The organism is Pseudoduganella sp. UC29_106 (genome assembly GCF_044055365.1).
Lineage (GTDB): Bacteria > Pseudomonadota > Gammaproteobacteria > Burkholderiales > Burkholderiaceae_D > Rugamonas.
On the sequence record NZ_CP171977.1, the window covers coordinates 6,330,062 to 6,355,210 of the forward strand.

Consider the following 25,149-nt stretch of genomic DNA (forward strand, 5'->3'; position numbering starts at 1 on the left):
GCAGGAAATGAATTAATTCTATCTGAATATTTAATTTCCAAATGTCCAGCCGGCTCCTTATATTGGCGTATGAAGGAGATCCCAATGCAGAACGAAGAGCGCTACCTGCGCGAAGCAATCGAACTGGCCCGCGCCAATATCGGCCGCGGCGGCCGGCCATTTGGCGCGCTGGTGATCCGCGATGGCGCCGTGATCGCCACGGGTGTCAATGAAATCCTCGCCACCAACGATCCGACCGCGCATGCGGAATTAACGGCCATCCGCGCCGCGAGCCGAGCGCTCGGTTCGCCGGACCTGGGCGGCTGCACCGTCTACGCGAGCGGCCATCCCTGCCCCATGTGCATGGCCGCGATGCGGCTGGCGGGCGTGCGCGAGGTGGTCTTTGCCTACTCCAACGATGTCGGCGCGCCGTTCGGATTGTCCACGGCGGCGATCTATGAAGATCTGGCGAAGCCGTTCGCCGAGCAATCGATGAACATCCGCCATTTACCGCAGGCGCGCTCCGATTTGTATGCCGAGTGGGCGCATTTACGCGACCAGCGGGCGTAAGCGCGTGCAGTCCGCAAAGTCCGCCTCCGCCACCCTGCTGCTGGCGGCAATCGCCCTCGTTGCGCTAAATCTCAGGCCCTTCATCACCGGCATCGGCCCCCTTGCGGCCGACATCGGCGCCCATACAGGCTTGCAGCGCCAGGGTGTGGCGCTTCTGACGCTGGTGCCGATGCTGCTGATGGGGATCTTTGCGTTCGCCGGGCCCGCGCTGCAGGCACGGATCGGCGCAAGGCTTGCAGTCATCGCAGCGTTGGGGGGCGCTCGCACTGGGTTCGCTCTTGCGATTGCTTGCCTCGACCGGCTGGCAGATGGTGGGGACTGCAGCCGTGCTGGGAGTTGGAGCAGCGGTCATTCAAGCCGTCCTGCCAGGCATCATCAAGCGACAGTTTCCGCGCCATGTGGGCGCGGCCATGGGACTCTATTCAGCCATGCTGATGGGCGGCGGCGCGCTCGGTGCGCAATTGTCGCCTCTGGTCGCCGCAGCCAGCGGCAGCTGGCAGACCGGCCTCGCATGGACGGCATTGCCGGCGCTGCTTGCCCTTGCACTGGCAGCGCGCTGCCTGCCGCGCGACGCTGCCAACCGGCAGGGTGGGATCAACGTGGCGCGCCTCCTGCGCCTTCCGCGCGTCTGGCTGCTGATGGCCTGCTTTGGCCTCGTCAACGGCGGCTATTCGACTGTGGTGGCGTGGCTGGCGCCCTTCTATCGTGAACACGGCTGGAGCGCCGCCGCCAGCGGCAGCCTGCTTGCGACGCTCGCGCTGTGCCAGGCGGCGGCTGCCCTGCTGCTGCCAATGCTCGCCGTCCGCAGCGACGACCGCAGGCCCTGGCTGTGGCTCACCCTCGCCATGCAGGCCGCCGGCTTCGCCGCCCTGGCGTTATGGCCCGCGGCGGCGCCCTTTGTTTGGGCTATGCTGCTGGGGATGGGATTGGGCGGCTGCTTCGCCCTCTCGCTGATCACGGCCCTCGATCATTTGCACGACCCGGCGCACGCGGGCGCGCTGTCCGCTCTGATGCAGGGCGGCGGCTTCCTGCTCGCCGCGCTCCCGCCCGCGATCGTCGCAGTGCTCCGCGACGCTACCGGCGGCTTCTCGGCGGGCTGGTTGCTGCACCTGTGCTGCGCTGCCGTCGTTGCAGCGCTCTACTTGCGCGTGACCCCGACGAGCTATGCTGCGGCGATTAGTGGCAAGCAGTATTCATGTCTGCGGGTGTGACCGGCTTATTCGCGAGCGGAGGACTTACTTTCCGCGTGTCGACTACGTTTCTCATTCGCGAACTCGGATATTGCTGAAACTACGGACATGACCAGAGAAGCAGCCAGACGGAAGCTGTCTTTGAACCCGTCTGCAAAGGAATGCAGCACGCTCTTCATTTCTGATTCTCCCAACCATCCTTGATGAAACGAATTGCCCCTCCGAGCAACACGAACGCACAAAGAACGGAATCACCATACACCAAATATAGTTCAAACTTCCTGATGAATCCGAAAATCTCCACAGGGAATGGAAAAATTCCATGCAAGTAATGCAGGACGAAGGAAACTGTCCACCCTATCGCGAAAAACGAAACGAATATTAGAGCGGTGCCAACGAGATGGCCAATTAGCCGAACCACTGATTGTGCGTAACTCCCATGGTCCGTATGTTTCGACTCACGAGGTTTATGCCGTTGGAACATCGTTTGGTCCATGAAGGTTGGTTCAACCTCACAATGTTCCCTCCAACGGCCAATCAGTTTCTTTCTTAATCAAGGATCTTTGACATCAGTCTAGTAGCCACGTCCTGTCAGTAGCGTACAGGCGACGCGAAGCCGATTCGCGTCGCTGCGCGACTCAGGCGAACTTGGAGAAGTCCGGCTTGCGCTTTTCGAAGAAGGCGGTGAAGGCTTCCTTAGCTTCGGCGCCCATCAGCATTTCGCCGAACATCTTGCTTTCGACGTCGATGTGGGCTTGCAGGGCTTCGCGGCCGGATTTCATCAGGCGCTTGGTGGCGCGGATGGAGGCGGCGGGCAGTGCGACCAGCTTGGCGGCTTGCGCCTGGGCGTGGGCCAGCACGTCGGCGGCGGGGAGGACTTTGGAGATCAGGCCCATGTCATAGGCTTCCTGCACGCCCCAGGCCTCGCCCAGCATCAGCTTCTCGGCGGCGCGGGCGTGGCCGGCGGTGCGCGGCAGCAGCAGGCTGGAGCCGAATTCGGGGCACAGGCCCAGTTGCGCGAAGGGCACGGAGAATTTGGCGTTGTCGCCGGCGTAGACCAGGTCGCAGTGCAGCAGCATCGTGGTGCCGATGCCGATGGCCGCGCCGGTGACGGCAGCCACCACGGGCTTGTTGCAGTGGCTCAGCGCGTGCATGAAGCGGAACACGGGACGGTCGGCGATCGGCGCGTCCGGCGACGTTTTCAGGAAATCATCCAGGTCGTTACCGGCAGTGAAAATTTCGGGTTTGCCGCAGAACAGGATGACGCGCACTTCGGCGTCGGCATCGGCTGCGTTGATGGCGTCGGCCATCGCCTGGTACATCGCGGACGTGATGGCGTTCTTGCGTTCGGCGCGGTTGAATTCGAGCGTGAGGATGCCGCCGGCCTTGGTGGTCTGGATTTCCATGGATTCTCCACATCAAAAAAAAGGGCGGGTCCGCAGACCCGCCCGAAGTGCGCGTTATACGCGCTCGATAATGCCTGCTGCGCCCATGCCGGCGCCCACGCACATTGTCACCATGCCGTATTTCAGGCTGTTGCGACGCAGTGCATGCACGACGGTCGCGGCGCGGATAGCGCCGGTAGCGCCCAGCGGGTGGCCCAGGGCGATTGCACCGCCCATCGGGTTCACTTTGCTGGTGTCCAGGTTCAGGTCGCGGATCACGGCCAGTGCCTGGGCGGCAAATGCTTCGTTCAGTTCAATCCAGTCCAGCTGGTCCTGGGTGATGCCGGCGGCCGCGCAGGCGACAGGGATCGCCACTTTCGGGCCGATGCCCATGATCTCCGGCGGCACGCCGCGCACGGCGAAGGAGGAGAATTTGGCCAGCGGGGTCAGGTTGTGTTCCTTCAGGATCTTCTCGGACACCACGATCAGCGCGCCGGCGCCGTCGGACATCTGCGAGGAAGTCGCGGCAGTCACGGAACCCTTGGCGGCGAAGACCGGCTTCAGCTTGGCCATCGATTCCATCGACGCATCGGCGCGCGGGCCTTCGTCCAGGTCCACGGTGCGCTTGCCGATCTTGATTTCGCCGCTGCGCAGGTCAGGCGTGCGGGTCACGACTTCCACGGGAGTGATCTCGTCCTTGAACAGGCCGGCCTGCTGGGCGGCGATGGCCTTGCGGTGCGATTCCAGGCCGAAGGCATCCTGGTCTTCGCGCGACACCTTCCACTGGGCAGCCACTTTTTCAGCGGTCAGGCCCATGCCGTAGGCCAGGCCCACGTTCTCGTCCTTGAAGGTTTCCATATTGATGGACGGGTGGTGGCCCATCATCGGCACCATGGACATGGATTCCACGCCGCCGGCGATCATCACGTCCGCCTCGCCGACGCGGATACGGTCCGCAGCCATGGCCAGGGCGGTGATGCCCGAAGCGCAGTAACGGTTCACGGTCACGCCGCCCACGGTGTTCGGCAGGCCTGCCAGCACCACGGAGTTACGCGCCACGTTGAAGCCCTGCTCCGCTTCCGGGAAGGAGCAGCCGACGATGGCGTCCACGATCAGGGCCGGATCCAGGTTGGGCACGGCAGCCATGGCGCCCTTGATGGCGGCGACCAGCAGGTCGTCCGGACGGGTGGTGCGGAACATGCCGCGCGGCGCCTTGCCGATCGGGGTGCGGGTGGCGGCGACGATGTATGCGTCTTGAAGTTGTTTGCTCATTTTAAGCTTCCGATATTTGGTGTTCGATTAGCGTTTGGCGGAGAGGTACCAGTCCACCTGTACTTGCGCTGCCAGCGTGCCGTGTTCGTCGAAGACGTCGACATCGACCGGGAACGCCACTTTTCCTTCATCCTTCAGCTGGGCCTTGAGCGCCGCGATATCGCCAGGCACGCGGCCGGAGGCGCGCGTCGCGCCCTTGGCCACTTTCTGGTACTGGATGCGCGACTCCTTGGCCACCGGACGCATGTCCATGATCAGCTCCGCGAAGCCGCCGGCCATGGCCGCGCCGGGACGCGGTTTCGGCCAGCGTGAACAGGGCGCCGGCATGCGGCGTGCCGAGGTGGTTATGCAGCTTCGCATCATCCGGCATCGACACTTCGGCCGTGCCCGGGCCGATGCTGTCGATGCTGATGCCCAGCAGCCGCACGAACGGCAGCGTCTCGCTCATTTGCTTCTTGATCAGTTCATAGACCATGGTCGGTTTCACTTTCAGCAGGACATTGAAGGCCAGCGACAGGGTGGACATGGGCCTCTTAGTTGCGTACCGGCTTACCGGTTTGCAGCATGCCCATGATGCGCTCCTGCGACTTCGGATTGTTCAGCAATTCCAGGAAGGCCTTGCGTTCCATATCCAGCAGCCACTGCTCGCTCACCACGCTGCCCTGGTCGATGTCGCCGCCGGACACGATCTCGGCGATCATGTCGCCCAGCTTGTAGTCGTGGGCGGAGATGAAGCCGCCGTCGCGCATATTGACCAGCTGGCCGCGGATGGTGCCCCAGCCGTAACGGCCCGTCACAGTCACCGGACGCTGGATCGGCGCGCGGTAGCCTGCGTCGAACATGGAGCGCGCGGTCACTTTCGCCACATGCAGCAGTTCATACGGGTTGAACACGATAACGTCGTCTTCCTTCAGGTAGCCCATGGCCTTCGCTTCCAGCGCGGACTTGGACACGTTCGCGGTGGCCGCGTTGGTGAAGCCGGTCTTCAGGAATTGCAGGATGTCGTTACCCTTGGCTTCGCGCTGTGCACGCACAGCCGCTTCCTTCAGGCCGCCGCCCGCAGGAATCAGGCCCACGCCCACTTCCACCAGGCCGATATAGGACTCGATGGACGCCACGCGCTTCGATGCGTGCAGCGCCATTTCGCAGCCGCCGCCCAGCGCCAGGCCCGCGACAGCAGCCACCACAGGCACGTTGGAATACTTCATGGCCATGAAGGTATCCTGCAGTTCGCGGATGATCGGATCGACCGCTTTCGCGCCGCCCGCCATGAAGGCTGGCAGCGCCGATTGCAGGTCCGCACCGGCGGAGAATGCGCCGCCGTCGGCTGCGTCCCGCGCTCCAGATCACCAGGCCCTTGAAGCTCTTTTCGGCTTCGGCCAGGCCGCGCTGCAGGCCCTTGATCACGCCGTCGCCAATCACGTGCATCTTGGTCTTCAGCGAGATGATCAGCACTTCGTCGCCGGTATGCCACAGGCGCACGGAGTCGTCTTCGAACACGGTGGTGCCGGCGGTCTTCGGATCGGCTGCGCCGCTGCCGAATACCGGCGCACGGAATTCCTGGCGCTGGTACACGTCCAGCGTCGAACGCGGTACGTAGGACTTCGACACAGCGGAGTAGGAACCCTCAGGGGTGTGCACACCCTTCTCGGCCACGGCGCCTTGGAACACCCAAGCCGGCAGCGGTGCATTGCACAGCGCCTTGCCTTCTTCGATATCCTGCTTCACCCATTCGGCGATCTGGGTCCAGCCCGCGGCCTGCCAGGTCTCGAACGGACCGACGGACCAGCCGAAGCCCCAGCGCATGGCGAAGTCCACGTCGCGCGCGTTGTCGGCGATGGACTCCAGGTGATAGGCGATGTAGTGGAAAGCGTCGCGGAAGATCGCCCACAGGAACTGGCCTTGCGGGTTGGTCGATTCGCGCAGCGCCTTGAATTTCTTGACCGGATCCTTTTCCTTCAGGATGCGGGCGATGATGTCGGTCGCTTTTGCGCCGCCGTCAACGTATTCGCCGGATGCGAAGTCCAGGCGCTTGATGTCCTTGCCGACTTTCTTGTAGAAGCCGCCGCCGGTCTTCTGGCCCAGGGCGCCCTGCTCGATCAGCTTGGACAGGATGGCCGGGGTCTTGTAGACGCCGAAGAAGGGATCGTCAGCCAGGTTGTCCTGCATGGTCTTGATCACGTGGCCCATGGTGTCCAGGCCGACCACGTCCGCGGTGCGGAAGGTGCCGGACTTGGCGCGGCCCAGCTTGGCGCCGGTCAGGTCGTCCACCACGTCCACGGACAGGCCGAATTTCTCGGCTTCGTGGATGGTGGCCAGCATGCCGAAGATGCCGACGCGGTTGGCGATGAAGTTCGGCGTGTCCTTGGCGCGCACCACGCCCTTGCCCAGGGTCGAGGTCAGGAAGGTTTCCAGCTGGTCCAGGATTTCCGGCTTGGTCGCGGCGGTCGGGATCAGTTCCACCAGGTGCATATAGCGCGGAGGATTGAAGAAGTGCACGCCGCAGAAGCGCGCCTTCAGGTCCGCGTCGAAGCCGTCGGCCAGCTTCTCGATCGAGAGGCCGGAAGTGTTGGAGGCGAAGATGGCGTTCTGGCCGATGTGCGGAGCGACCTTCTTGTACAGGTCATGCTTCCAGTCCATGCGCTCGGCGATGGCTTCGATGATGATGTCGCAGCCGGCCAGCAGGTCCAGGTTGTCTTCGTAGTTGGCGACCTGGATCAGTTCAGCGTCGGCCTTGTCGCCGAACGGCGCGGGGGACAGCTTCTTCAGGTTTTCGATGGCTTTCAGGACGATGCCGTTTTTCGGCGTGCCCTCTTTTCCGGGCAGGTCGAACAGGACGACCGGCACCTTGGCGTTGACGCAGTGGGCGGCGATCTGCGCACCCATCACGCCCGCGCCCAGCACGGCTACTTTTTTCACGTTGAAGTTGCTCATGGTTTTCCTTTGGGTTGTGTGCCGGGGACTCTTGCTAAAACCCGAGGCTTAAAGCTGGTGTCTGCCAAATCGTGGCAGACACCTGGTTCACGCCTTGGGTTCTAAAGAGGCCAACGGCACTTCACGATTAGAACAGGTCAGCGTCCAGTGCCATCAGGTTGGCGGAGCCGGAACGGGCCTGGCGGATCAGGGATGCAGTTTCCGGATACAGGCGGCCGAAGTAGAAGCGCGCGGTCGCCAGCTTGGAGGTATAGAACTTGTCGCCGGTGGACTCCTTCGCCAGCGCGATCTTGGCCATCTGCGCGAAGAAGTAAGAGTACACCAGGTGGCCCACGACGCGCAGGTAAGGCACGGCGGCGGCGCCCACTTCATCCTGGTTCTGGAAGGCCTTCATGCCGATTTCCATCGTCAGCTTACCGACCTTCTCGCCCAGATCGCCCAGCGGGGTGATGAACTCGGACATGGCTTCGTCCGTGCCGTTTTCTTCCACGAAGGCGCGGATTTTCTCGCCGAACTTGCGCAGCTTGGCGCCGTTGTCCATCAGGATCTTGCGGCCCAGCAGGTCGAGCGATTGCACGGTGTTGGTGCCTTCGTAGATCAGGTTGATGCGCGCGTCGCGCACGTACTGCTCCATGCCCCACTCGCTGATGTAGCCGTGGCCGCCGTACACCTGCATCGCGTCCGAGGTTGCGGTCCATGCGTTGTCGGTGATGAAGGCCTTGATGATCGGGGTCAGCAGAGCGACTTCGTCGCCGGCTTCCTTGCGCACATCTTCGTTCGGGTGGTTCAGTTCGCGGTCGATCTGCAGCGCCACGTAAGAGGCGAAGGCGCGGGCGCCTTCGGCATAGGCTTTACCGGTCAGCAGCATGCGGCGCACGTCCGGGTGCACGATGATCGGGTCGGCCGGGCCTTCCGGGTTCTTCACGCCGGACAGGGAGCGCATCTGCAGGCGGTCTTTCGCATACACCAGCGCGTTCTGGTAAGCCACTTCGGTCAGGCCCAGGGACTGCACGCCCACGCCCAGGCGGGCGGCGTTCATGAACACGAACATCGCCTGCAGGCCCTTGTTCGGCTGGCCGATGATCCAGCCCTTGGCGCCGTCCAGGTTCATCTGGCAGGTGGAGTTGCCGTGGATGCCCATCTTCTCTTCGATCGCGCCGCAGAAAATCGGGTTGCGCTCGCCGATGCCGCCGTCAGCGGTCGGCAGGAATTTCGGCACCAGAAACAGGGAAATGCCCTTCGAGCCTTCCGGTGCGTCCGGCACGCGGGCCAGCACCAGGTGCAGGATGTTTTCGGACATATCGTGCTCGCCGGCCGAGATGAAGATCTTGGCGCCGGTGATGTCCCACGAGCCGTCGGCGTTCGGGATGGCTTTGGAGCGCAGCATGCCCAGGTCGGTGCCGCAGTGCGGCTCGGTCAGGCACATGGTGCCGGTCCACTCGCCGGAGACCAGTTTCGGCAGGTACAGGCGCTTTTGCTCGTCGGTGCCGTGTTCCTTCAGGCACTCGTAGGCGCCGTGCGACAGGCCGGGGTACATGGTCCACGCCTGGTTGGCCGAGTTCAGCATCTCGTAGAAGGAGTTGTTCAGCACGATCGGCAGGCCCTGGCCGCCGTATTGGGGATCGCAGGCCAGCGCCGCCCAGCCGCCTTCCACGTACTGCTTGTACGCTTCCTTGAAGCCCTTCGGAGTGGTTACGGTCTTGGCGGCCGCGTCGTGATGGCAGCCTTCGCGGTCGCCGGAATGGTTCAGCGGGAACAGCACTTCAGAGGTGAACTTAGCGCCCTCTTCCAGCACCTGGTTGATGATGTCGGCATCGGTTTCCGCGTGCGCCGGCAGTTCCTTCAGCTTCTCTTCCACGTTCAGCAGCTCATGCAGCACGAACTGCATATCACGGATTGGCGCGACGTATTGACCCATTTCTTTTCTCCTGATGAAGGCTAAATAGTGTGAAAGGCTGCGGCTGGCGCAGCGTTAGGATTGGTAATTCTCAATCAAGCGATCGAAGCCGATGCTGGCGCGGTCCACGCTGCCCGGACTGCGCATGAAGCGCGCGTCATGGTGCAGGGCCAGGATCAGGCCGTACATCTCGTAGACCAGCTGGCCCGCATCCGTTTCGGAGCGCAGGTCGCCGTTCTCGATAGCCTGGCGCACGCAGCGCAGCAAGGCACCCTGCCATGCCGCCACCATCGCCACCAGCTCCTCGCGGATCGGGCCCGGACGGTCGTCATACTCGACGGCGCCGCTGATGTAGATGCAGCCGGACGCGATTTCCACGCTGACCTTTTTCACCCAGTGGGCGAACATGGAGCGCAGGCGCGGCAAGCCACGGGCTTCCTTCATGGCCGGGTAAAACACTTCCTGCTCGAAACGGCGGTGATACAGCTTCAGCACTTCGATCTGCAAATCTTCACGCGAGCCGAAGTGGGCAAATACGCCGGACTTACTCATGTTCATCTTGTCGGCCAGCACGCCAATGGTCAGGCCTTCCAGGCCGTCACGGCTCGCCAGGTCAAGGGCCACATCCAGAATGGCCGCCCGGGTCAACTCGCCTTTGCGCATGAATTTCGTAGGAGTATTAATAAGAATGCCACTCACGTTAGTAACCCATCAGAGAGATTGGAAAATCTTATTTTCTCTCCAACAGGCCAGCTTTGGTGCAAAAAGATTTGCGAACGTTCGTACTATTATCTAGTGCAGTGCAAAAGTCAAACGCGAATCTAGAGGTGGCGTTCTAGATTCGGGGTCAGCTCTGTCATTCGGACACGGCCTCAGCCAATAAATTGCTGAGCTTGTGTCCAAATGACAGAGCTGACCCCGAATCTATTCGTTGAAGCTGTCGAGTGTGCGGCGGTCGCGCTTGGTGGGGCGGCCTTTGATGTCGGCGCCGGGTTCGCGGAAGAGGCGGCGGCGGTCGGCCTCTTTGGCACGGCGGGCGATGGAGTCGGGGCTCTCCTCGTACAGCGTGCGGGCGATGGGGGCAGCCTGGCGCTTGTCGGAGAGGCCTACCACGAGTACCTCCCATTCGTCCGAGCCGTTGTCGATGTGCAGCTTGTCGCCCAACTTGACCAGGCGCGCCGGCTTGACGCGGTCGCCGCCCGCTTTCACCCGGCCATTGTCGATGGCATCGATGGCCAGCTGGCGGGTCTTGAAGAAGCGCGCTGCCCACAGCCATTTATCGATCCGTACATTGTCCATCATGCGTATTTCCCTACAGCAAAAATTCTCATCAGTGTCTTATACACAACAAACGCGACTTCGTAGCCGATGCGGCGGAAGCGGCCGATATGCTCGAAATCCTGGGCATGGATCACCACACCCTCGGCCACGGCCGCTTCAATCTTCTCGCGCAGTGCGCGGGCGAAGCGGGCATCCTTGATCACCACGTTCGCTTCCTGGTTCAGGAACAGGCTCAGCCCGTCGACATTGCTGGAGCCCACCGTGGCCCAATCATCGTCGATTACCGCCACTTTTGCATGCAGCTGCGTCTTGCGGTATTCGACCACCTTGACGCCGGCCTGCAGCAGCTTGGGATAGAAAGAGTGGGCGACGGCGTCCTGCAGCCAGATTTCGCCCACGCCGATCAGCAGCACGACTTCCACGCCGCGCTGGGCGGCCTTGGCCAGCCCGCGGCGGAAACTTGCGGCCCGGGGCGAAGTAGGGATTGGCAATCAGCACCGACTTGCGCGCCCGCCCCAGCGCGTGCAGGTAGGCTTTCTGGATCTTGCTGCGATTGCGCAGGTTGTCGCGCACCACGAAGCCGGCGTGTACGGTGGTGTCGCTGGCCGCCTTGGCGACCTTGCGCATTTCCTTGAACAGCTGGTAGCGCTTGATCAGGCCGATGTGTCCCTGGCGCTGCCACTGGGCCTGGGCTTCTCGGTGGATGGAAGCCACCAGCGGCCCGCGCACGGAGACGGCAAAGTCCCAGCGCGGCGCCGCCAGCGCGATGCGCGGCCCGATGTCCGAGAACAGGTCGTCGTTGATATTGATGCCGCCGACGAAGGCGATGTCGCGGTCCACCACGCAGATCTTGCGGTGCGTACGCGTGATGCCGCGCGTGAACCAGGGATTGAAGATGCGGTGCTCCACGCCGGCCGCTTGCATTTCCTCGTGCATGCGGTTGGCGGACTTGTGGCCGGTGCCGAACCAGTCCGTCAGCACCCGCACTTGCACGCCGCGGCTGGCCGCCAGCTTCAGGGCGGACTTGACCAGCTTGCCCGTGTCATCGTCGGCAAAGATATAGGTCTCGAAATAGATTTCATACTGCGCCTGGTCGATGGCATCGATCAGGGCCGGGAAATAATCTGTACCGCAATGGAGGAGGCTGACTTCGTTATCGGCTATGAACTCGACAGGTCGCATCTAAGACACCAGTTTCAGGTTCGCCACAATGGGTGCGTGATCCGAGAGCCTGGCCCACATGGAGCCGTGCAGGACTTCTGCGGATTCTACCCTGAACCCCCGCACATAGATGCGGTCCAACCTGAAAAAGGGCAAGGCTGCCGGGAAGGTACGGGCCGGACGGATAGCTGTCTCGCGTCGTGCCAGGGTACGGACCAGGTCGCCCAGGCTGGAGCCGGAACCAACGTCGTCAAAGACCTCGACCACTCCCAGCGCCTTGCGCAGTTTGGCGCTAAGCGTGTTGCGCCAGTCGTTGAAATCGCCGGCGATGATCACCGGCTCGCCGTTCGGCGCGGAGTGCCGTACGGCTTCAATCAGTGCTTCGACCTGGCGCACGCGGCTGCGTTCGAACAGGCCAAGGTGGATCACGTAGCAGTGCACGGTGGTATCAGGCGTCTGCACGATGGAGTGCAGGATGCCGCGCGCTTCGTACGCATGATCCGATATATCGGTATTGCTCCATTTTTCAATGGGATATTTGCTGAGCAAGGCATTGCCATGGTGGCCGTGGTCATACTGGGCGTTCAGCCCGTAGACCGACTGGTGCGACTCGCCCGCGAAGAATTCATGCTGGGCCTTCTTCGGCCAATTCCGGTGCCCGTGCTGTTCGTCGCCATACAGGGCTTCGATCCGGTCATGCTGGCCCTGCACTTCCTGCAGGAAGATCAGGTCCGCATGGAAAGCCTCAATAGCATTCCGTAGCGCGTGTACCCTTGGATGGCTGCGGTACGACACGCCCTTGTGGATGTTGTAGGTGGCAACGCGGATCTTCATGACGCCGATTGTACCTCCGAGTCGTGATTTGCCGGAGGTCAATTGTGCGGCGGCGACACAATTGCGGCGCCCGCAGCCTGGCGCGGCAGGATCACGCGGAAGGTAGTACCCTGATTGATCACGCTGTCCACCTCGATGCGACCGCCGTGCTTCTGCACAATGCCGTAGGACAGCGACAAGCCCAGCCCCGTGCCCTTCCCTACCGGCTTGGTAGTGAAGAAAGGCTCGAAGATGCGCCCAGGTTTTCCTCGGGGATGCCGCTACCGGTGTCGCTCACTTCGACCGTCACGTTGGCATCATCCTGCCGTGTGCGCACGGTGATGCGGCCCCGTTCTCGGATGGCGTGGGCGGCGTTGATCAGCAGGTTCATGAACACCTGGTTCAGTTGCGAAGGGATGCATTCGATCGGCGCCACGCCACCGAATTCGCGCACCACTTCGGCCTTGTATTTGAGCTCGTTTCCACACCACGTTCAACGTGCTTTCCAGCCCCGCTTCCAGGTTGGCTACCAGCACATCGCCGCCGCCCACATGGGAGAAATCCTTCATGTCCTGCACGATGCGCTTGATGCGGTCCAGGCCGTCCATCGACTCGGACAGCAGGCTGCCGAGGTCTTCGCGCAGGTAATCGGCATCGACATCGCGACGCAGGGCCGCCAGCACGACCTGGTCCTCTGCGCTCAGGCGCGTGGCCGCTTCCTCATAGCCGTCCAGCAGTTGCAGCAGGGCCTGCGCATAGCGCTGCAGGCTGCTCAGGTTGGAATTGACGAAGCCCACGGGGTTATTGATCTCGTGCGCCACGCCGGCCGCCAGCACGCCGATGGACGCCATCTTTTCCGACTGCAGCAGCTGGCTCTGCGCCTCGCCCAGCTTGCGTATCAGTTCGGCCTGGCGCTCCTTTTCCTTCTCCAGCGTTTCGTTCGCCATCTGCAGCGCCAGCGTGCGTTCGCTGACGCGGCTCTCCAGCTGGTCGCGCGATTCGCGCAGCGCTTCTTCGGCGCGCTGGCGTTCCGTGATGTCGGTGTAGCCGAACACGCGGCCGATGATGCGCTCGCCCAGGTACTGCGGGCGGGAGCGGCATTCGAAGACGCGGCCATCGTTCAGCCGGAACGTGTCTTCCGTTTCGCTGCGGTCCACCACCTGCTGCAACCGCTCGCGGCACAACTCGCTCTCCACCACGCTGGACGCGAGGAAGGCCAGGATGGCGGCGTCATTCCCCGCCTGCAGCAGCGCTTCGGGTATGCCCCACATCTGGCTGAACAGGCGGTTCATGCTGGCGATGCGGTTATGCCAGTCGATCACCAGGATGCCGTTGCCGGTCGATTCCAGCGTGGTGCGCAACTGGGACAGCGTCTGCTCCAGCGCATCCTCCACCTTGCGCTCCTGGCGCACATCGCGCGCCTGCACCAGCAGCAGCGTGCGGCCTTCATATGCGACCGGCTTGACCGACTTCATCACGGCGATGGATGTGGCATCGGCCCGGTGGTATTCGCCTTCCTGGGCCTGGATTTCCTGGTACTGGCCGTTGCGCACTTCCTCCCAGTAGAACACGTCCTGCAGCGAGGATTCGATATCGGTGATCTGCATCGCCAGCAGCTGCTTGCCGCTATAGCCCAGCGCCTGTTCGACTGCGCGATTGGAGACGAGGATATGCAGATCGGCCGGATCGACAAGCAGCATCATCTGCGGACTGTGATCCAGCATCAGTTGCCGCAATTCCGCTATCACGTGCTTGCCCCCTGCCCCGGCTGGCCTGCGTCGAAGTAGTAGCTGACCCGCTTGCGGGGGCTCAGGTAATTGAAGATCTCTTTTCGGCACCTGGGCGGGCTTGATCGAGCGCACGATGTTCAGGTCCGGCTCTCGGTCCAGGTCCACCATGATGGCTTCCTCGCGCGGCACGCCCGCTTCATAGATCACCAGCACGGGCTTGGTCGGCTTGTCCGTATTGACGGTAGCGACCATGCCGGTGGCCCCGTTCGCCAGTTGCACGATGGTGCCGGGCGGGTAGACGCCGAGGCAGCGGATGAAGACTTGCAGCAGCTTGGGATCGAATTTGCTGCGCAGCTTGGCGAACATCAGAGACAGCGCCTCGTGCGGCGTGAGGCCGGTACCGCCATTGATCGGGTTGCACAGCTCGTCGTAGTAATTGGTGATGGCGACGATGCGCGCCAGCATGCCGATCGCCTCCCCTTTCAAGCCGCGCGAGTAGCCGCTGCCGTCGAACATTTCGTGATGGTCGCGGCAGACGGCGATGGCGGCGTGGGGGAAGCTCATCGACTGGCCCATCTCGTAGCCGGCATGTGCGTGGGTTTCGTAGAGCTTCTGCTCGGAGCCGGTCCAGGGATCGAGTTTATTCAGTACGCGGTCGGGGATGTTCTTCACGCCGATATCGTGGAACAGCGCGCCGACGCCGAGCGCCTTCGCCACTTCGACCGGCAGCTTGATGTCGCGCGCGATCATCATGGACAGCATGGTCACGTTCAGCGAGTGCACGTAGATTTCCTCGCCACCCGCCTTGTCGCCCATGACGTGAATGGCAAGGTCCGGCGCGACCAGGATGGAATCCGTGATCTTGCCAATCAACTCGGTCGCACGCTGCAAGCTCTCGGCGGGACGGGAGAACAGGTTCTTTTCGATGTCGCGTATCGACTTGGCCGTGTCCACAAAGGCGTGCTCGATGCGGGCCGCGCTTTCACGCTGGGCGCGGATGCGCGCCATCATCGCGCGCTTGGCGGCCAGTTCGGGCGATTCGGGTGGGGGCGTGCGCAGCGCTTCAGCCGGCGGCGCTGGCGGCGCATCGGGCGGCAGCGGCACGGGCGGCACGTCGCTGAGGGCGGGATCGAAGCGTATCCTTTGCAAGCCGAGGCTGCGCAGGGTGCGGATCTGGTCGTCCGACTTGATCTTGAACTGGCTGAATGCGAAGGGGTGCTCGAACCATTTCAGGTCGAGATGGATATACAGTCCAACTTGCAGCTGCTCCAGCGAGATGTCCTGAGTGTCTGGCATGACGGCCGTCCCGGCAAAGACGAGTAGGTGTTTCCATTATCCACACTTTGGCCGCGAACGCACGTGGTCTTAAAGCTTGTACTTTGCTAGCTGATGCGGCAGCTGCAGGACGGCTTCCGCATTGGAGGGAGAGAAGCAGCGGTCGGCCGCTTCGAGCCAGGGCAGCCATACGTGCGCCACGTGCTCGCGGGCGCTGAGCATGATGGGAATGTCGCGCGGGACTTCGACGCTGAAGACGTGCTCGGTGTTGTGCGTGACGCCGGGTTCGTAGCGGTGACGCCAGACCGGGTAGATTTCGTAGATGTTGGAGAGGCCCCAGTCGCGCAGCACGATGTCCTTGCCGTCGGCAACGATGCCGGTTTCTTCGAACAGTTCGCGGGTGGCGGTGGTGAGCAGGGGTTCGTCGAGCCGGTCCTTCGAACCGGTGACGGATTGCCAGTAGCCGCCTTTGTCGGCGCGCTCGATCAGCAGCACCTGCAGGTCGGAGGTGTGGATGACTACCAGGACGGATTCTGGAATCTTGAAGGGCCGCATACGCTTTTAGAACCAAAGGCGAAGAGCTGGTGTCTGCCACGATGTGGCAGACACCTGTTTTGGGCCGTGGGTTTTAGCCGGCGACTTTAGGCTCGGGCGTGCGCAGGCGGATGTGCAGCTCGCGCAGCTGCTTCTCGTCCACCGGCGACGGTGCGTGGGTCAGCAGGCACTGTGCGCGCTGGGTTTTCGGGAAGGCGATCACGTCGCGGATCGAATCGGACTTGGTCATCAGGGTCACGATACGATCCAGGCCGAAGGCCAGGCCGCCGTGCGGAGGCGCGCCGTACTGCAGCGCGTCCAGCAGGAAGCCGAACTTCTCGCGCGCTTCCTCAGCGTCGATCTTCAGCGCGCGGAACACCTTCGACTGCACTTCCTCGCGGTGGATACGGATCGAGCCGCCGCCCAGTTCCCAGCCGTTCAGCACCATGTCGTAGGCCTTGGCGATGCAGGCGCCCGGATTGGTTTCCAGCATGTCTTCGTGGCCGTCCTTCGGCGAGGTGAACGGGTGGTGGGTTGCGGTCCAGCGGTCGTCTTCCTCGTCGTACTCGAACATCGGGAAGTCGATCACCCACAGCGGCGCCCACACGTCGTCGAACAGGCCGGCGTTCTTGCCGAAGTCCGAGTGGCCGATCTTCACGCGCAGCGCGCCGATCGCATCGTTGACCACCTTGGCCTTGTCGGCGCCGAAGAAGATCAGGTCGCCGTCCTGCGCGCCGGTGCGCTCCAGGATCTGGGCCAGTGCCGCGTCGTGCAGGTTCTTCACGATCGGGGACTGCAGGCCGTCGCGGCCCTTGGCCTTCTCGTTGACCTTGATGTAGGCCAAGCCCTTGGCGCCGTAGATGGCGACGAACTGGGTGTAGGCGTCGATTTCCGAACGCGGCATGTCCGCGCCCTTCGGCACGCGCAGGCCGACCACGCGGCCATTGGCCATGTTGGCGGCGCCGGAGAAGACCTTGAAGTCCACGTCCTTCATCACGTCGGTCAGGTCGGTGAAGGCCAGCTTCACGCGCATGTCCGGCTTGTCGGAACCGTATTTGCCCATGGCTTCGGCGAAGTCCATGACCGGGAACGGGTTAGGCAAGTCGACGTCCATGGTGTTCTTGAACACCAGGCGGATCATGTCTTCGAACAGATCGCGGATTTCCTGTTCGTTCAGGAAGGAGGTTTCGCAGTCGATCTGGGTGAATTCAGGCTGGCGGTCGGCGCGCAGGTCTTCGTCGCGGAAGCACTTGGTGATCTGGTAGTAACGGTCGAAGTTGGCGACCATCAGCAGCTGCTTGAACAGCTGCGGCGACTGCGGCAGCGCGAAGAATTCGCCTGCGTTCACGCGCGACGGCACCAGGTAGTCGCGCGCGCCTTCCGGGGTGGACTTGGTCAGCACCGGGGTTTCGATATCGATGAAGCCCAGGTTGTCCAGGTACTTGCGCACTTCCATCGACACCTTGTAGCGCAGGCGCAGGTTGTTCTGCATCTGCGGACGGCGCAGGTCCAGCACGCGGTGGGTCAGGCGGGTGGTTTCGGACAGGTTGTCGTCGTCCAGCTGGAACGGCACCGGCACGGAAGCGTTCAGCACTTCCACCTGCGATGCGATTACTTCGATCTTGCCCGACTTCAGGTTGTTGTTGACGGTGCCGGCCAGGCGATCCTTCACTACGCCGGTCACGCGCAGGCAGTACTCGTTGCGCACGGACTCGGCGACCTTGAACACGTCCGCCTGGTCCGGATTGCAAACGACCTGCACCAGGCCTTCGCGGTCGCGCAGGTCGATGAAGATCACGCCGCCGTGGTCGCGGCGACGGTGTACCCAGCCACACAGGCTGACGGTTTGGCCTACGAGTGCTTCAGTGGTGAGGCCGCAGTAATGAGTACGCATGGACATATTGATTCTCAGTTCAGGTTGGATTTTATTCAGGGGCGACAACGCCCATCGAAACGATGTACTTCAGCGCGGCGTCGACAGTCATGTCGAGTTCGATAACGTCTTTTTTCGGCAGCATCAGGAAGAAGCCGGACGTGGGGTTGGGGGTGGTGGGCACGTAGACGCTGATGAATTCCTCGTCCAGGTGCCTGGCCACGCCGGTGGCGGGCGTGCCGGTCAGGAAGCCGATGGTGCGCGAACCCGCGTGCGGATACGGCACCAGCACGGCCTTGCGGAAGGCATTGCCGGAGGAGGAGAACAGCGTGTCCGACACCTGCTTCACGCTGCCGTACAGCGAGCTGACCACGGGAATGCGGTGCAACAGCTTTTCCCACTGGCGTACGATGAAGTTGCCGACCAGGTTATTGGTCAGCAGGCCGGTCAGGAACACGATGAGGATGGTCAGGATCGTCCCCAGGCCCGGGATGTCGAAGCCGAACAGGGTATGCGGCTGCCAGCGCTCGGGCACCAGCAGCAGCGACTGATCCAGCGTGCCGACGATGATGTTGAGCACCCAGGCGGTAATGGCCAGGGGCACCAGGATCAGCAAACCGGTAATGAAATATTTACGCATCGGGTTCCTTGTGCGGAGGACTTAGTCGGCCTTGGCCGCAGGCGTCGGCGCAGCCGCTGCAGACGCCGGTGCTGCATCGCTCTTGGCGCCCGTGCCGCTGGACACGCCGGTGGCCGGCGCGCTGCCGCCACGGAAGTCCGTCACATACCAGCCGGTGCCCTTCAGTTGGAAACCGGCGGCGGTCAGCTGCTTCTTGAAGGTCGATTTGCCGCAGGATGGGCAATCGGTCAGCTGCGGATCGGAGATCTTTTGCAGCACGTCCTTCGCAAAGCCACAGTCCTCGCAGCGGTAAGCATAGATAGGCATCTTTACTCCGCAAAAAACATCAAAACCCTGAATTATAAGCCTTTTTTCCGGCGCCAGGACATCCAGCGCTCCTTGCCCTGGAACACAGGGATGGAGTCTTCCACCGCTTCGTCCTGTTCCAGCACGAAATATCGTTCGAGCTGCGCCTGCAGCTCTGCGCGGTCGGCGCCGAATGGGGGGCCTTTTTCGTTGTTATCGAAGAAGAAATATCCGACCAGCTGGCCGCCTTCCGGCAGCAGGTCCGCCCATCGGACGATGACTTGCGGCCACATGTGGCGCGGCATGGCGCACAGGAAGGCGCGCTCGTAGATGATGTCCAGCGGCTGCGGCGGCTCATAGGCGAAGAAATCGGCCTCGACGACGCGGTCGGCATGGCGACCAACGTTCTGTCGCGCGGCTGCCACAGCGGAAGGAGAGAAGTCGATGGCCGTGGCGTCCCAGCCGGATTCGCACAGCAAAGCCAGCTCGTAGCCGGCGCCGCAGCCGGGGATCAAAACCCGAGGCCCAAAACCTGGTGTCTGCCACATCGTGGCAGACACCTGTTTTGCGGTTTCGGCAATAAATGCCCGCAGGCGCGCGGGCGCTGTCCCACGGTCCCAGGGCGTGAAGGCCTGGTCGAAGCGCTCATCCCAGAACTCCGGCGACAAGGGGTCGCGCGTGCGGAACTCGGGCATCAGTGCCCCCCGCCCCAGCGCATCCAGGCCTGGAAGCCGACCGCGCCGAGCACGAAGGCGCCGACGAAGAACACGAAGAAGGCCAGCAGGCGGTTGGTGCGGCGCTGCTCGATGGCCATCAGGCGCAGCAGCGCCTTGGTTTCATCGTCACGTTCGCCAGCCACGACCAGCGCTTGCTGCGCCAGGCGCGGCAAGGCGGGCAGGATCGTGGGAATAGCGCGGCGCCTCGGCCTTCAGGCGCTCGATGAGGCCGCGCCAGCCCACCTGCTCGGCCATCCAGCGCTCCAGGTAAGGCTTGGCGGTCTTCCACAGGTCCAGGTCCGGGTCCAGCGTGCGGCCCAGGCCCTCGATGTTCAGCAGGGTCTTTTGCAGCAGCACCAGCTGCGGCTGCACTTCCACATTGAAGCGGCGCGAAGTCTGGAACAGGCGCAGCAGGACCTGGCCGAAGGAGATGTCCTTCAGCGGACGGTCGAAGATCGGCTCGCAGCAGGCGCGCACGGCGGCTTCCAGCTCGTCCACCCGGGTCTCTTTTTGGCGCCCAGCCCGACTCGATGTGCGCCTCGGCCACGCGCTTGTAGTCGCGGCGGAAGAAGGCCAGGAAGTTCTGCGACAGGTAATCCTTGTCGTAATCGTTCAGCGTGCCGACGATGCCGAAGTCCAGCGCGATATAGCGGCCGAAGGTTTCCGGCTCGATCGACACCAGGATATTCCCCGGGTGCATATCGGCGTGGAAGAAACCGTCGCGGAACACCTGGGTGAAGAAAATCTCGACGCCGTCGGACGACAGCTTTTTCATGTCCACGCCCGCCTCGATCAGGCGGTCGATCTGCGACACCGGAATGCCGTGCATGCGCTCCATCACGATCACGCTGCTGGAGCAGTAGTCCCAGTACATCTCCGGCACCAGCAGCAGGTGCGAATCGACGAAGTTGCGGCGCAGCTGGCTGGCGTTGGCCGCCTCGCGCATCAGGTCCAGTTCATCGTGCAGGTATTTGTCGAACTCGGACACGACTTCCTGGATCTTGAGGCGCTTCGAGTCCTCCCACACGCTGTTGATAAAGTTGGCCGCGATATGCATCAGGGCCACGTCTTCATCGATCAGGCGCTTCATGCCGGGGCGCAGCACCTTCACCGCCACCTGGGTGCCATCCTTCAGCGCGGCGAAGTGCACCTGGGCGATGGAGGCCGAGGCGACGGGCACGCGCTCGAAGCGGGCGAACAGTTCATCCGGGTGGGCGCCCAGCGAAGATTGGATCAGCTCGATGGCGAGATCGGAATCGAAAGGCGGCACGCGGTCCTGCAGCTTGGACAGCTCATACACCAGGTCCGGCGGAATCAGGTCGCTGCGGGTGGAGAGCACCTGGCCGAACTTGACGAAGATCGGGCCCAGCTCCTCCAGCGCGCGGCGCAGGCGCACGCCGCGCGGCGTGGACAGGTCGCGCCAGAAGAAAACGAGGTCGAGGAACTGGCTGATGCGCGGCTTGTCGAAGCCGGAGATGGCGATTTCGTCCAGCCCGTATTTGACGGACACGCGGACGATCTTGAACAGCCGGAGGAATTTACGGATCATTGAGCTTCGGGATTCGATTGCGCCGCCTGGCGCGCCAGTTTTTGTTCGAGTTTTTCGAGGCGCTTGCTGGCGCGTTCGACATCATCCCGCAGCTTCACCACGCTGGCGCCGAACTCCTCGGCCAGCACGGGACGGATCAGCAGCGGCTTCTCTTCCAGGAAGTATTCAGCCACATTCTCGGCCAGCTTGCGCTGCCCGTTCTGCGCGGCGGTCATGGCCGCCCTGGCGCCCTGCACCACGCGCACGGCCGCTATCGGCCCCACCAGCTTTTCCAGGTCATGCTCGGCTTCCCAGCGCAGCGACTGGCTGAGGTGGGAAATGGCGTTGGCGAATTCCGCGTCGCCTTCGATCTGCACATAGGAAAAGGCGCGTTCGCGGTTCTGCGCAATCAGCGGCAGGTCGGACAGCTTGAGGCTGATCTTCACATTGGCGGCCGCATCGGCCGGCGCCGCAGCCACCATGCCATCGGGCGACACGCGCAGGCGCAGTGCGACCGGGCTGGCGTCGATCACGGCCACCTTCCCCGCATGCAGCTTCAGTTCCGTGCGCGCCCAGTCCTCCTGCGCCAGCAGGTGGTTGATGGTGGCTGCAACGGGAACGGCGAATGTGGGCAGGGAAAATGGGAACATAAACGTTTTGAACAAACAAAAACCGCCCCGGAAATCGGGGCGGTCTCGATCTTACCAGCTAGAAGGCTGCAACGCTGCTCTTCAGGCAATCTGCTGGATACCGCCCAGCAGCCAGCCGCCGTTGCCGGAGACAGGCTTGACCAGGTTCCACACTTCCTTGAACGGTTCGGCCAGTGCGTCCTTTGCAGGCTTGATCATGCCGGTGAAGCGAACGCTTGCCAGGTAATCCTTGCCGTCGTTCTCGATGCCCAGCAGTTCGGCGTCGATCTGCACCACGTCGGTGAAGTCTTCCTGGCCGTCGCGCTCCTGGATCTGCATGCGCAGTTCGGCGAACACTTCCGGGGTGGTGAATTCGCGGATATCGTTCACGTCGGACTTGTCCCAGGCTGCCTGCAGGCGGATGAAGTTGCTCTTCGCGTGGCGCAGGAAGTTGTAGGAGTCGAAGTCGGCCGGCACGCCCCACTGGGCGTGCGCAGGCGCCTCAGCCGCTGCAGGAGCCGCGACCGGCTCAGGCTGCACAGGCTGGAACGCTGACGGCTGTGCTGCGGGCTGATTCAGGCCCGAGCCGATTTCCGGCGTCGCCACGCCTTGCGGGCCGCCATAGCCCTGCTGGCCGCCGAAAGCGGACACGGGACGTGGCGCCGGCGCCGATTTGCGGCGCAGCATGCTGACGATGAAGAAGATCACGCCGCCGATCAGGGCGATCATCAGGATCGAGCCCAGGGCGCTGGCCAGTGCGCCACCCATGCCGAAGTGGGAGAACAGCGCACCGAGGCCCAGGCCCAGCAGCGCGCCGCCCAGGATGCCCTTCCAGGGGCTGGGCGGTTTCGGGGTGGCGGCAGGCGGCACGGCTGGGGCCGGTGCAGGCTGGGCAGCCTGGCGCGGCGCCATCGAAGGCGACTGCGACGGCGCAGGCGCGGCCGGCATGCGGCTCACGTTCTGCGACTGGCGTCCGAACGAGCGGCCACCGCCCATCGGGCGGGCGGCCAGTTCCGCCATCACACCCATGGTGGTGATGGCAATGGTCAAGCCGACCAGGAATTTTTTCAGTTTCATCGCGTCTCTCACAGTTTGATACCGGTGTGCAAAGCGGCCACACCTGCCGTCAGGTTGTAGTACTGCACGCGCTCCAGACCTGCTGCCTGCATCATGGTCTTCAGCGTTTCCTGGTCCGGGTGCATGCGGATGGACTCGGCCAGGTAGCGGTAGGACTCCGCATCGTTGGCCACTTTCTGGCCCATCCACGGCAGCACCGTGAAGGAATAGAAGTCGTACGGCTTCTGCAGCGGCTCGGCCACCTTGGAGAACTCCAGTACCAGCAGTTTGCCACCCGGTTTCAGCACGCGGCGCATTTCAGACAGGGCCAGGTCCTTGTGCGTCATATTACGCAGGCCGAAGGCAACGCTGACACGGTCGAAGTAGTTGTCCGGGAAGGGCAGCTTTTCCGCGTCGCACAACAAAGTGGGGGTCACCATGCCGCGATTCAAGAGGCGGTCGCGTCCCACACGCAGCATGGATTCGTTAATGTCGGTCAGCCAGACTTCGCCCGTGGGGCCGGCCTGCTTGGCGAAAACCTTGGCCAGGTCGCCGGTGCCGCCGGCAATGTCGAGCACCTTCATGCCGGGGCGCACGGCCGCATTGGCAATCGTGAAGGTCTTCCACACGCGGTGCAGGCCGGCCGACATGAGGTCATTCATCACATCGTACTTGGCGGCAACAGAGTGGAAGACTTTCGCGACTTCCTTTACCTTATCGTCTTCATTGACGGTCTTGTAGCCGAAATGGGTCGTATTTGTCATGGTGAGCAAGCCTTAATGTTGGCAGCATTATACAAGCCCCGCAGGATGCAAATGTTTTCTTTAAAGCAATTCAAGCAATTAAGAAAAAAGTTTGTCAACCGCTTTGCTCAACAGGCGTTAATGATTCCAGATCCCGCGCAAAACATGACAGGGATCAATCGCACACTTAGGAGCAAAGAATGGAACTTCAGCAAAAATTGCCCGCGGATATCTTTTTCCCGGAGATCGATGATGCAACCAAGCAATTCATTGATGCCACCCGTGCGCAATCCCGTGTGCTGCCGGACGATGAGCCGCATCCGATGACCTTCAACGTTGAAGCCATCCGCCGCCTGAACCCGGAAGCCCGCGCCGCTTTCCGCTACATCTGGGAGCGCGAACAGCTGCGCTACGAGGAATTCCAGCGCCGCAAGCGCCTGGTCAACTAAGTTCGTCCCCTTACGGCGGCGCCTCGATCCTGCGCCGCCTTCCCCTGATTCTCCGCAAGCCTTCAGCCCGCGTCCAGCCCTAAGCTGGACGCATGGCATGTTCCCTCTACCTCGACAGCTCGCTGATCGCCGCCCTCGCCGATCCGCTTAGCCGACGCGCATCCGTCCGCCACACCCAGCTGCTCGCCCGCCGCTGGTGGCGTTCATGCGCCCCGGCCTTCCATTGCTGCACTTCAGAGTACGCCCTCCCCACCCTCTCCACCGGCAATCCGCACCTGTTTTCCGCCCGCCTTACGCTGGCGCAATCATTGATGCAATTGCCAACGTCCAGGGAGTGCGAGCATATTGAGGAACTTTTGCTCTCAGGTGGCGGTCTATTAGCTCATGACTGGCGAAAAGGGTGCGAACTCGCGTGCGCAGCCTACATGGAATCGGCCTGTTCGCAACTTGCGACGGCGAGCTCGGCGCAGCGCTGCGACTTCCAAAGCTGCGGTTCCTGTTCGATGTCAGAGAACTTGCGATGCCCGACATCGTGACAATCATTCAACTAGTCGAGGACAGCTATGACCCCTGACTTTGAAATTCCCGGAAGACATTGAGTATCCCGAACTCGACCCACGAAAAAAGGCTGAAATTGACGAACTACATGGACGGATACTGGCCATGCAGGCGCAAAGGCATGATCAGCAGAGGCCTCCACCGCCGAAATTCAAGATGGAAGCGCTCAGAAAGCTGGAACCGCAGGAGCGTTCAGCAGTACGGTATGTGCTTGAAATGCATCTGCGCGAGTGCCACGAGTGGGAAAAAGCCCACCCGGGACAGGACTAAGCGCCGCTAAGGATTGGACGGACTTCGATCGAGCCGTCCACGGCTGAGGGGCAGCGGGAGGCCCATTTCACAGCTTCGTCCATGTCCGCGCAATCGATCAGGAAGTAGCCGCCGAGGCATTCCTTGGTCTCGGCGAAGGGTCCGTCGGTGATGGCGGGCTCGCCTTTGCGGACGCGCACGGTGCGCGCCTTGCGGACGGACGCCAGCTCGGCGCCGTGGCGCATCACGCCGGCAACCCGCATTTCGCTCTCGTACACGCCGTAAGCGGCCATCACATCCGCAATCTGGGCTTCGGACATGCGTTCGTAGACTTGCTCGTCCGCGTAAATCAGGATCATGAATTCCATTGCTGCCTCCATAAGTGGTTAGCCTGCACCGCCA

At 62.6% G+C, this 25,149-nt stretch carries 22 protein-coding genes and 4 pseudogenes; 4 read left to right on the plus strand and 22 right to left on the minus strand.

What is annotated here, in order from left to right:
* Window positions 1–84: 84 nt before the first annotated feature.
* Window positions 85–549, plus strand: a complete 465-nt coding sequence (locus ACHMW6_RS31520) for a nucleoside deaminase (protein ID WP_395403035.1) — start codon at window positions 85–87, stop codon at window positions 547–549.
* Window positions 512–1,760: pseudogene (locus ACHMW6_RS31525) on the plus strand (cyanate transporter). Before ACHMW6_RS31520 ends, ACHMW6_RS31525 begins: the two are co-directional and overlap by 38 nt.
* 617 nt (window positions 1,761–2,377) lie before the next feature.
* On the opposite strand, the gene ACHMW6_RS31530 reads toward ACHMW6_RS31525, so the two are convergent.
* From ACHMW6_RS31530 to ubiE, 21 genes and pseudogenes are all read right to left on the minus strand, one after another.
* Window positions 2,378–3,145 (minus strand): enoyl-CoA hydratase, encoded by a 768-nt coding sequence (locus ACHMW6_RS31530; protein WP_395403037.1) that lies wholly within the window; start codon window positions 3,143–3,145, stop codon window positions 2,378–2,380.
* 54 nt (window positions 3,146–3,199) lie between these two features.
* Entirely contained in the window at window positions 3,200–4,396 is a 1,197-nt protein-coding gene (locus ACHMW6_RS31535) for an acetyl-CoA C-acyltransferase (RefSeq protein ID WP_395403039.1), read from the minus strand.
* A 127-nt stretch (window positions 4,397–4,523) separates the two neighbouring features.
* Window positions 4,524–4,922 (minus strand): PaaI family thioesterase, encoded by a 399-nt coding sequence (locus ACHMW6_RS31540; protein WP_395403041.1) that lies wholly within the window; start codon window positions 4,920–4,922, stop codon window positions 4,524–4,526.
* 7 nt (window positions 4,923–4,929) lie between these two features.
* A pseudogene (locus ACHMW6_RS31545) lies at window positions 4,930–7,330 on the minus strand (3-hydroxyacyl-CoA dehydrogenase/enoyl-CoA hydratase family protein).
* Window positions 7,331–7,457: 127 nt separating this feature from the next.
* Window positions 7,458–9,248 carry an acyl-CoA dehydrogenase C-terminal domain-containing protein gene (locus tag ACHMW6_RS31550; RefSeq protein ID WP_395403043.1) on the minus strand — a complete coding sequence of 597 codons (1,791 nt, stop codon included), beginning with the start codon at window positions 9,246–9,248 and terminating at the stop codon, window positions 7,458–7,460.
* 54 nt (window positions 9,249–9,302) lie between these two features.
* A complete protein-coding gene (locus ACHMW6_RS31555; protein ID WP_395403045.1) occupies window positions 9,303–9,890 on the minus strand; it encodes a TetR/AcrR family transcriptional regulator in 588 nt (195 codons plus the stop codon).
* Window positions 9,891–10,151: 261 nt separating this feature from the next.
* On the minus strand, window positions 10,152–10,526 hold the full coding sequence (locus ACHMW6_RS31560; protein WP_395408759.1) for an RNA-binding S4 domain-containing protein: 375 nt from the start codon (window positions 10,524–10,526) through the stop codon (window positions 10,152–10,154).
* Window positions 10,526–11,690, minus strand: a pseudogene (clsB, locus tag ACHMW6_RS31565) (cardiolipin synthase ClsB). Before clsB ends, ACHMW6_RS31560 begins: the two are co-directional and overlap by 1 nt.
* Window positions 11,691–12,503 (minus strand): endonuclease/exonuclease/phosphatase family protein, encoded by an 813-nt coding sequence (locus ACHMW6_RS31570; protein WP_395403047.1) that lies wholly within the window; start codon window positions 12,501–12,503, stop codon window positions 11,691–11,693.
* A 38-nt stretch (window positions 12,504–12,541) separates the two neighbouring features.
* Window positions 12,542–12,682, minus strand: a complete 141-nt coding sequence (locus tag ACHMW6_RS31575) for a hypothetical protein (RefSeq protein ID WP_395403049.1) — start codon at window positions 12,680–12,682, stop codon at window positions 12,542–12,544.
* 20 nt (window positions 12,683–12,702) lie between these two features.
* A complete protein-coding gene (locus tag ACHMW6_RS31580; protein WP_395403051.1) occupies window positions 12,703–12,873 on the minus strand; it encodes an ATP-binding protein in 171 nt (56 codons plus the stop codon).
* The gene (locus ACHMW6_RS31585; protein ID WP_395403053.1) at window positions 12,800–15,508 is read right to left on the minus strand and encodes a DUF3391 domain-containing protein; all 2,709 of its coding nucleotides are present in this window, start codon (window positions 15,506–15,508) and stop codon (window positions 12,800–12,802) included. The genes ACHMW6_RS31580 and ACHMW6_RS31585 overlap by 74 nt, the downstream gene beginning before the upstream one ends.
* A 69-nt stretch (window positions 15,509–15,577) precedes the next feature.
* Window positions 15,578–16,042, minus strand: a complete 465-nt coding sequence (nudB, locus tag ACHMW6_RS31590; RefSeq protein WP_395403055.1) for a dihydroneopterin triphosphate diphosphatase — start codon at window positions 16,040–16,042, stop codon at window positions 15,578–15,580.
* A gap of 73 nt (window positions 16,043–16,115) precedes the next feature.
* Complete coding sequence (gene aspS, locus ACHMW6_RS31595) at window positions 16,116–17,921, minus strand: aspartate--tRNA ligase (protein WP_395403057.1); 1,806 nt, start codon at window positions 17,919–17,921, stop codon at window positions 16,116–16,118.
* A 25-nt stretch (window positions 17,922–17,946) separates the two neighbouring features.
* On the minus strand, window positions 17,947–18,534 hold the full coding sequence (locus ACHMW6_RS31600; protein ID WP_395403059.1) for a DUF502 domain-containing protein: 588 nt from the start codon (window positions 18,532–18,534) through the stop codon (window positions 17,947–17,949).
* 21 nt (window positions 18,535–18,555) lie between these two features.
* Complete coding sequence (locus tag ACHMW6_RS31605; protein ID WP_395403061.1) at window positions 18,556–18,840, minus strand: FmdB family zinc ribbon protein; 285 nt, start codon at window positions 18,838–18,840, stop codon at window positions 18,556–18,558.
* Window positions 18,841–18,872: 32 nt separating this feature from the next.
* Window positions 18,873–19,514 (minus strand): methyltransferase, encoded by a 642-nt coding sequence (locus ACHMW6_RS31610; protein ID WP_395403063.1) that lies wholly within the window; start codon window positions 19,512–19,514, stop codon window positions 18,873–18,875.
* Window positions 19,514–21,081, minus strand: a pseudogene (ubiB, locus tag ACHMW6_RS31615) (ubiquinone biosynthesis regulatory protein kinase UbiB). Before ubiB ends, ACHMW6_RS31610 begins: the two are co-directional and overlap by 1 nt.
* Window positions 21,081–21,713, minus strand: coding sequence for an SCP2 domain-containing protein (locus ACHMW6_RS31620; RefSeq protein ID WP_395403065.1), 633 nt, complete (start codon window positions 21,711–21,713; stop codon window positions 21,081–21,083). Before ACHMW6_RS31620 ends, ubiB begins: the two are co-directional and overlap by 1 nt.
* Before the next feature lie 81 nt (window positions 21,714–21,794).
* On the minus strand, window positions 21,795–22,769 hold the full coding sequence (locus tag ACHMW6_RS31625) for a Tim44 domain-containing protein (protein ID WP_395403067.1): 975 nt from the start codon (window positions 22,767–22,769) through the stop codon (window positions 21,795–21,797).
* An 8-nt stretch (window positions 22,770–22,777) separates the two neighbouring features.
* Window positions 22,778–23,512: a bifunctional demethylmenaquinone methyltransferase/2-methoxy-6-polyprenyl-1,4-benzoquinol methylase UbiE gene (ubiE, locus tag ACHMW6_RS31630; RefSeq protein ID WP_395403069.1), complete on the minus strand. Its 735-nt coding sequence runs from the start codon at window positions 23,510–23,512 to the stop codon at window positions 22,778–22,780.
* Between the two features lie 179 nt (window positions 23,513–23,691).
* On the opposite strand from ubiE, the gene ACHMW6_RS31635 reads away from it, so the two are divergent.
* Both ACHMW6_RS31635 and ACHMW6_RS31640 read left to right on the plus strand, forming a co-directional pair.
* Entirely contained in the window at window positions 23,692–23,940 is a 249-nt protein-coding gene (locus ACHMW6_RS31635; RefSeq protein ID WP_395403071.1) for a hypothetical protein, read from the plus strand.
* 576 nt (window positions 23,941–24,516) lie between these two features.
* Window positions 24,517–24,768, plus strand: a complete 252-nt coding sequence (locus ACHMW6_RS31640; RefSeq protein ID WP_395403073.1) for a hypothetical protein — start codon at window positions 24,517–24,519, stop codon at window positions 24,766–24,768.
* Here ACHMW6_RS31640 and ACHMW6_RS31645 read toward each other — a convergent pair.
* Window positions 24,765–25,115: a YciI family protein gene (locus tag ACHMW6_RS31645; RefSeq protein WP_395403075.1), complete on the minus strand. Its 351-nt coding sequence runs from the start codon at window positions 25,113–25,115 to the stop codon at window positions 24,765–24,767. The two genes, ACHMW6_RS31640 and ACHMW6_RS31645, sit on opposite strands and share 4 nt — an antisense overlap.
* Between the last annotated feature and the right edge of the window lie 34 nt (window positions 25,116–25,149).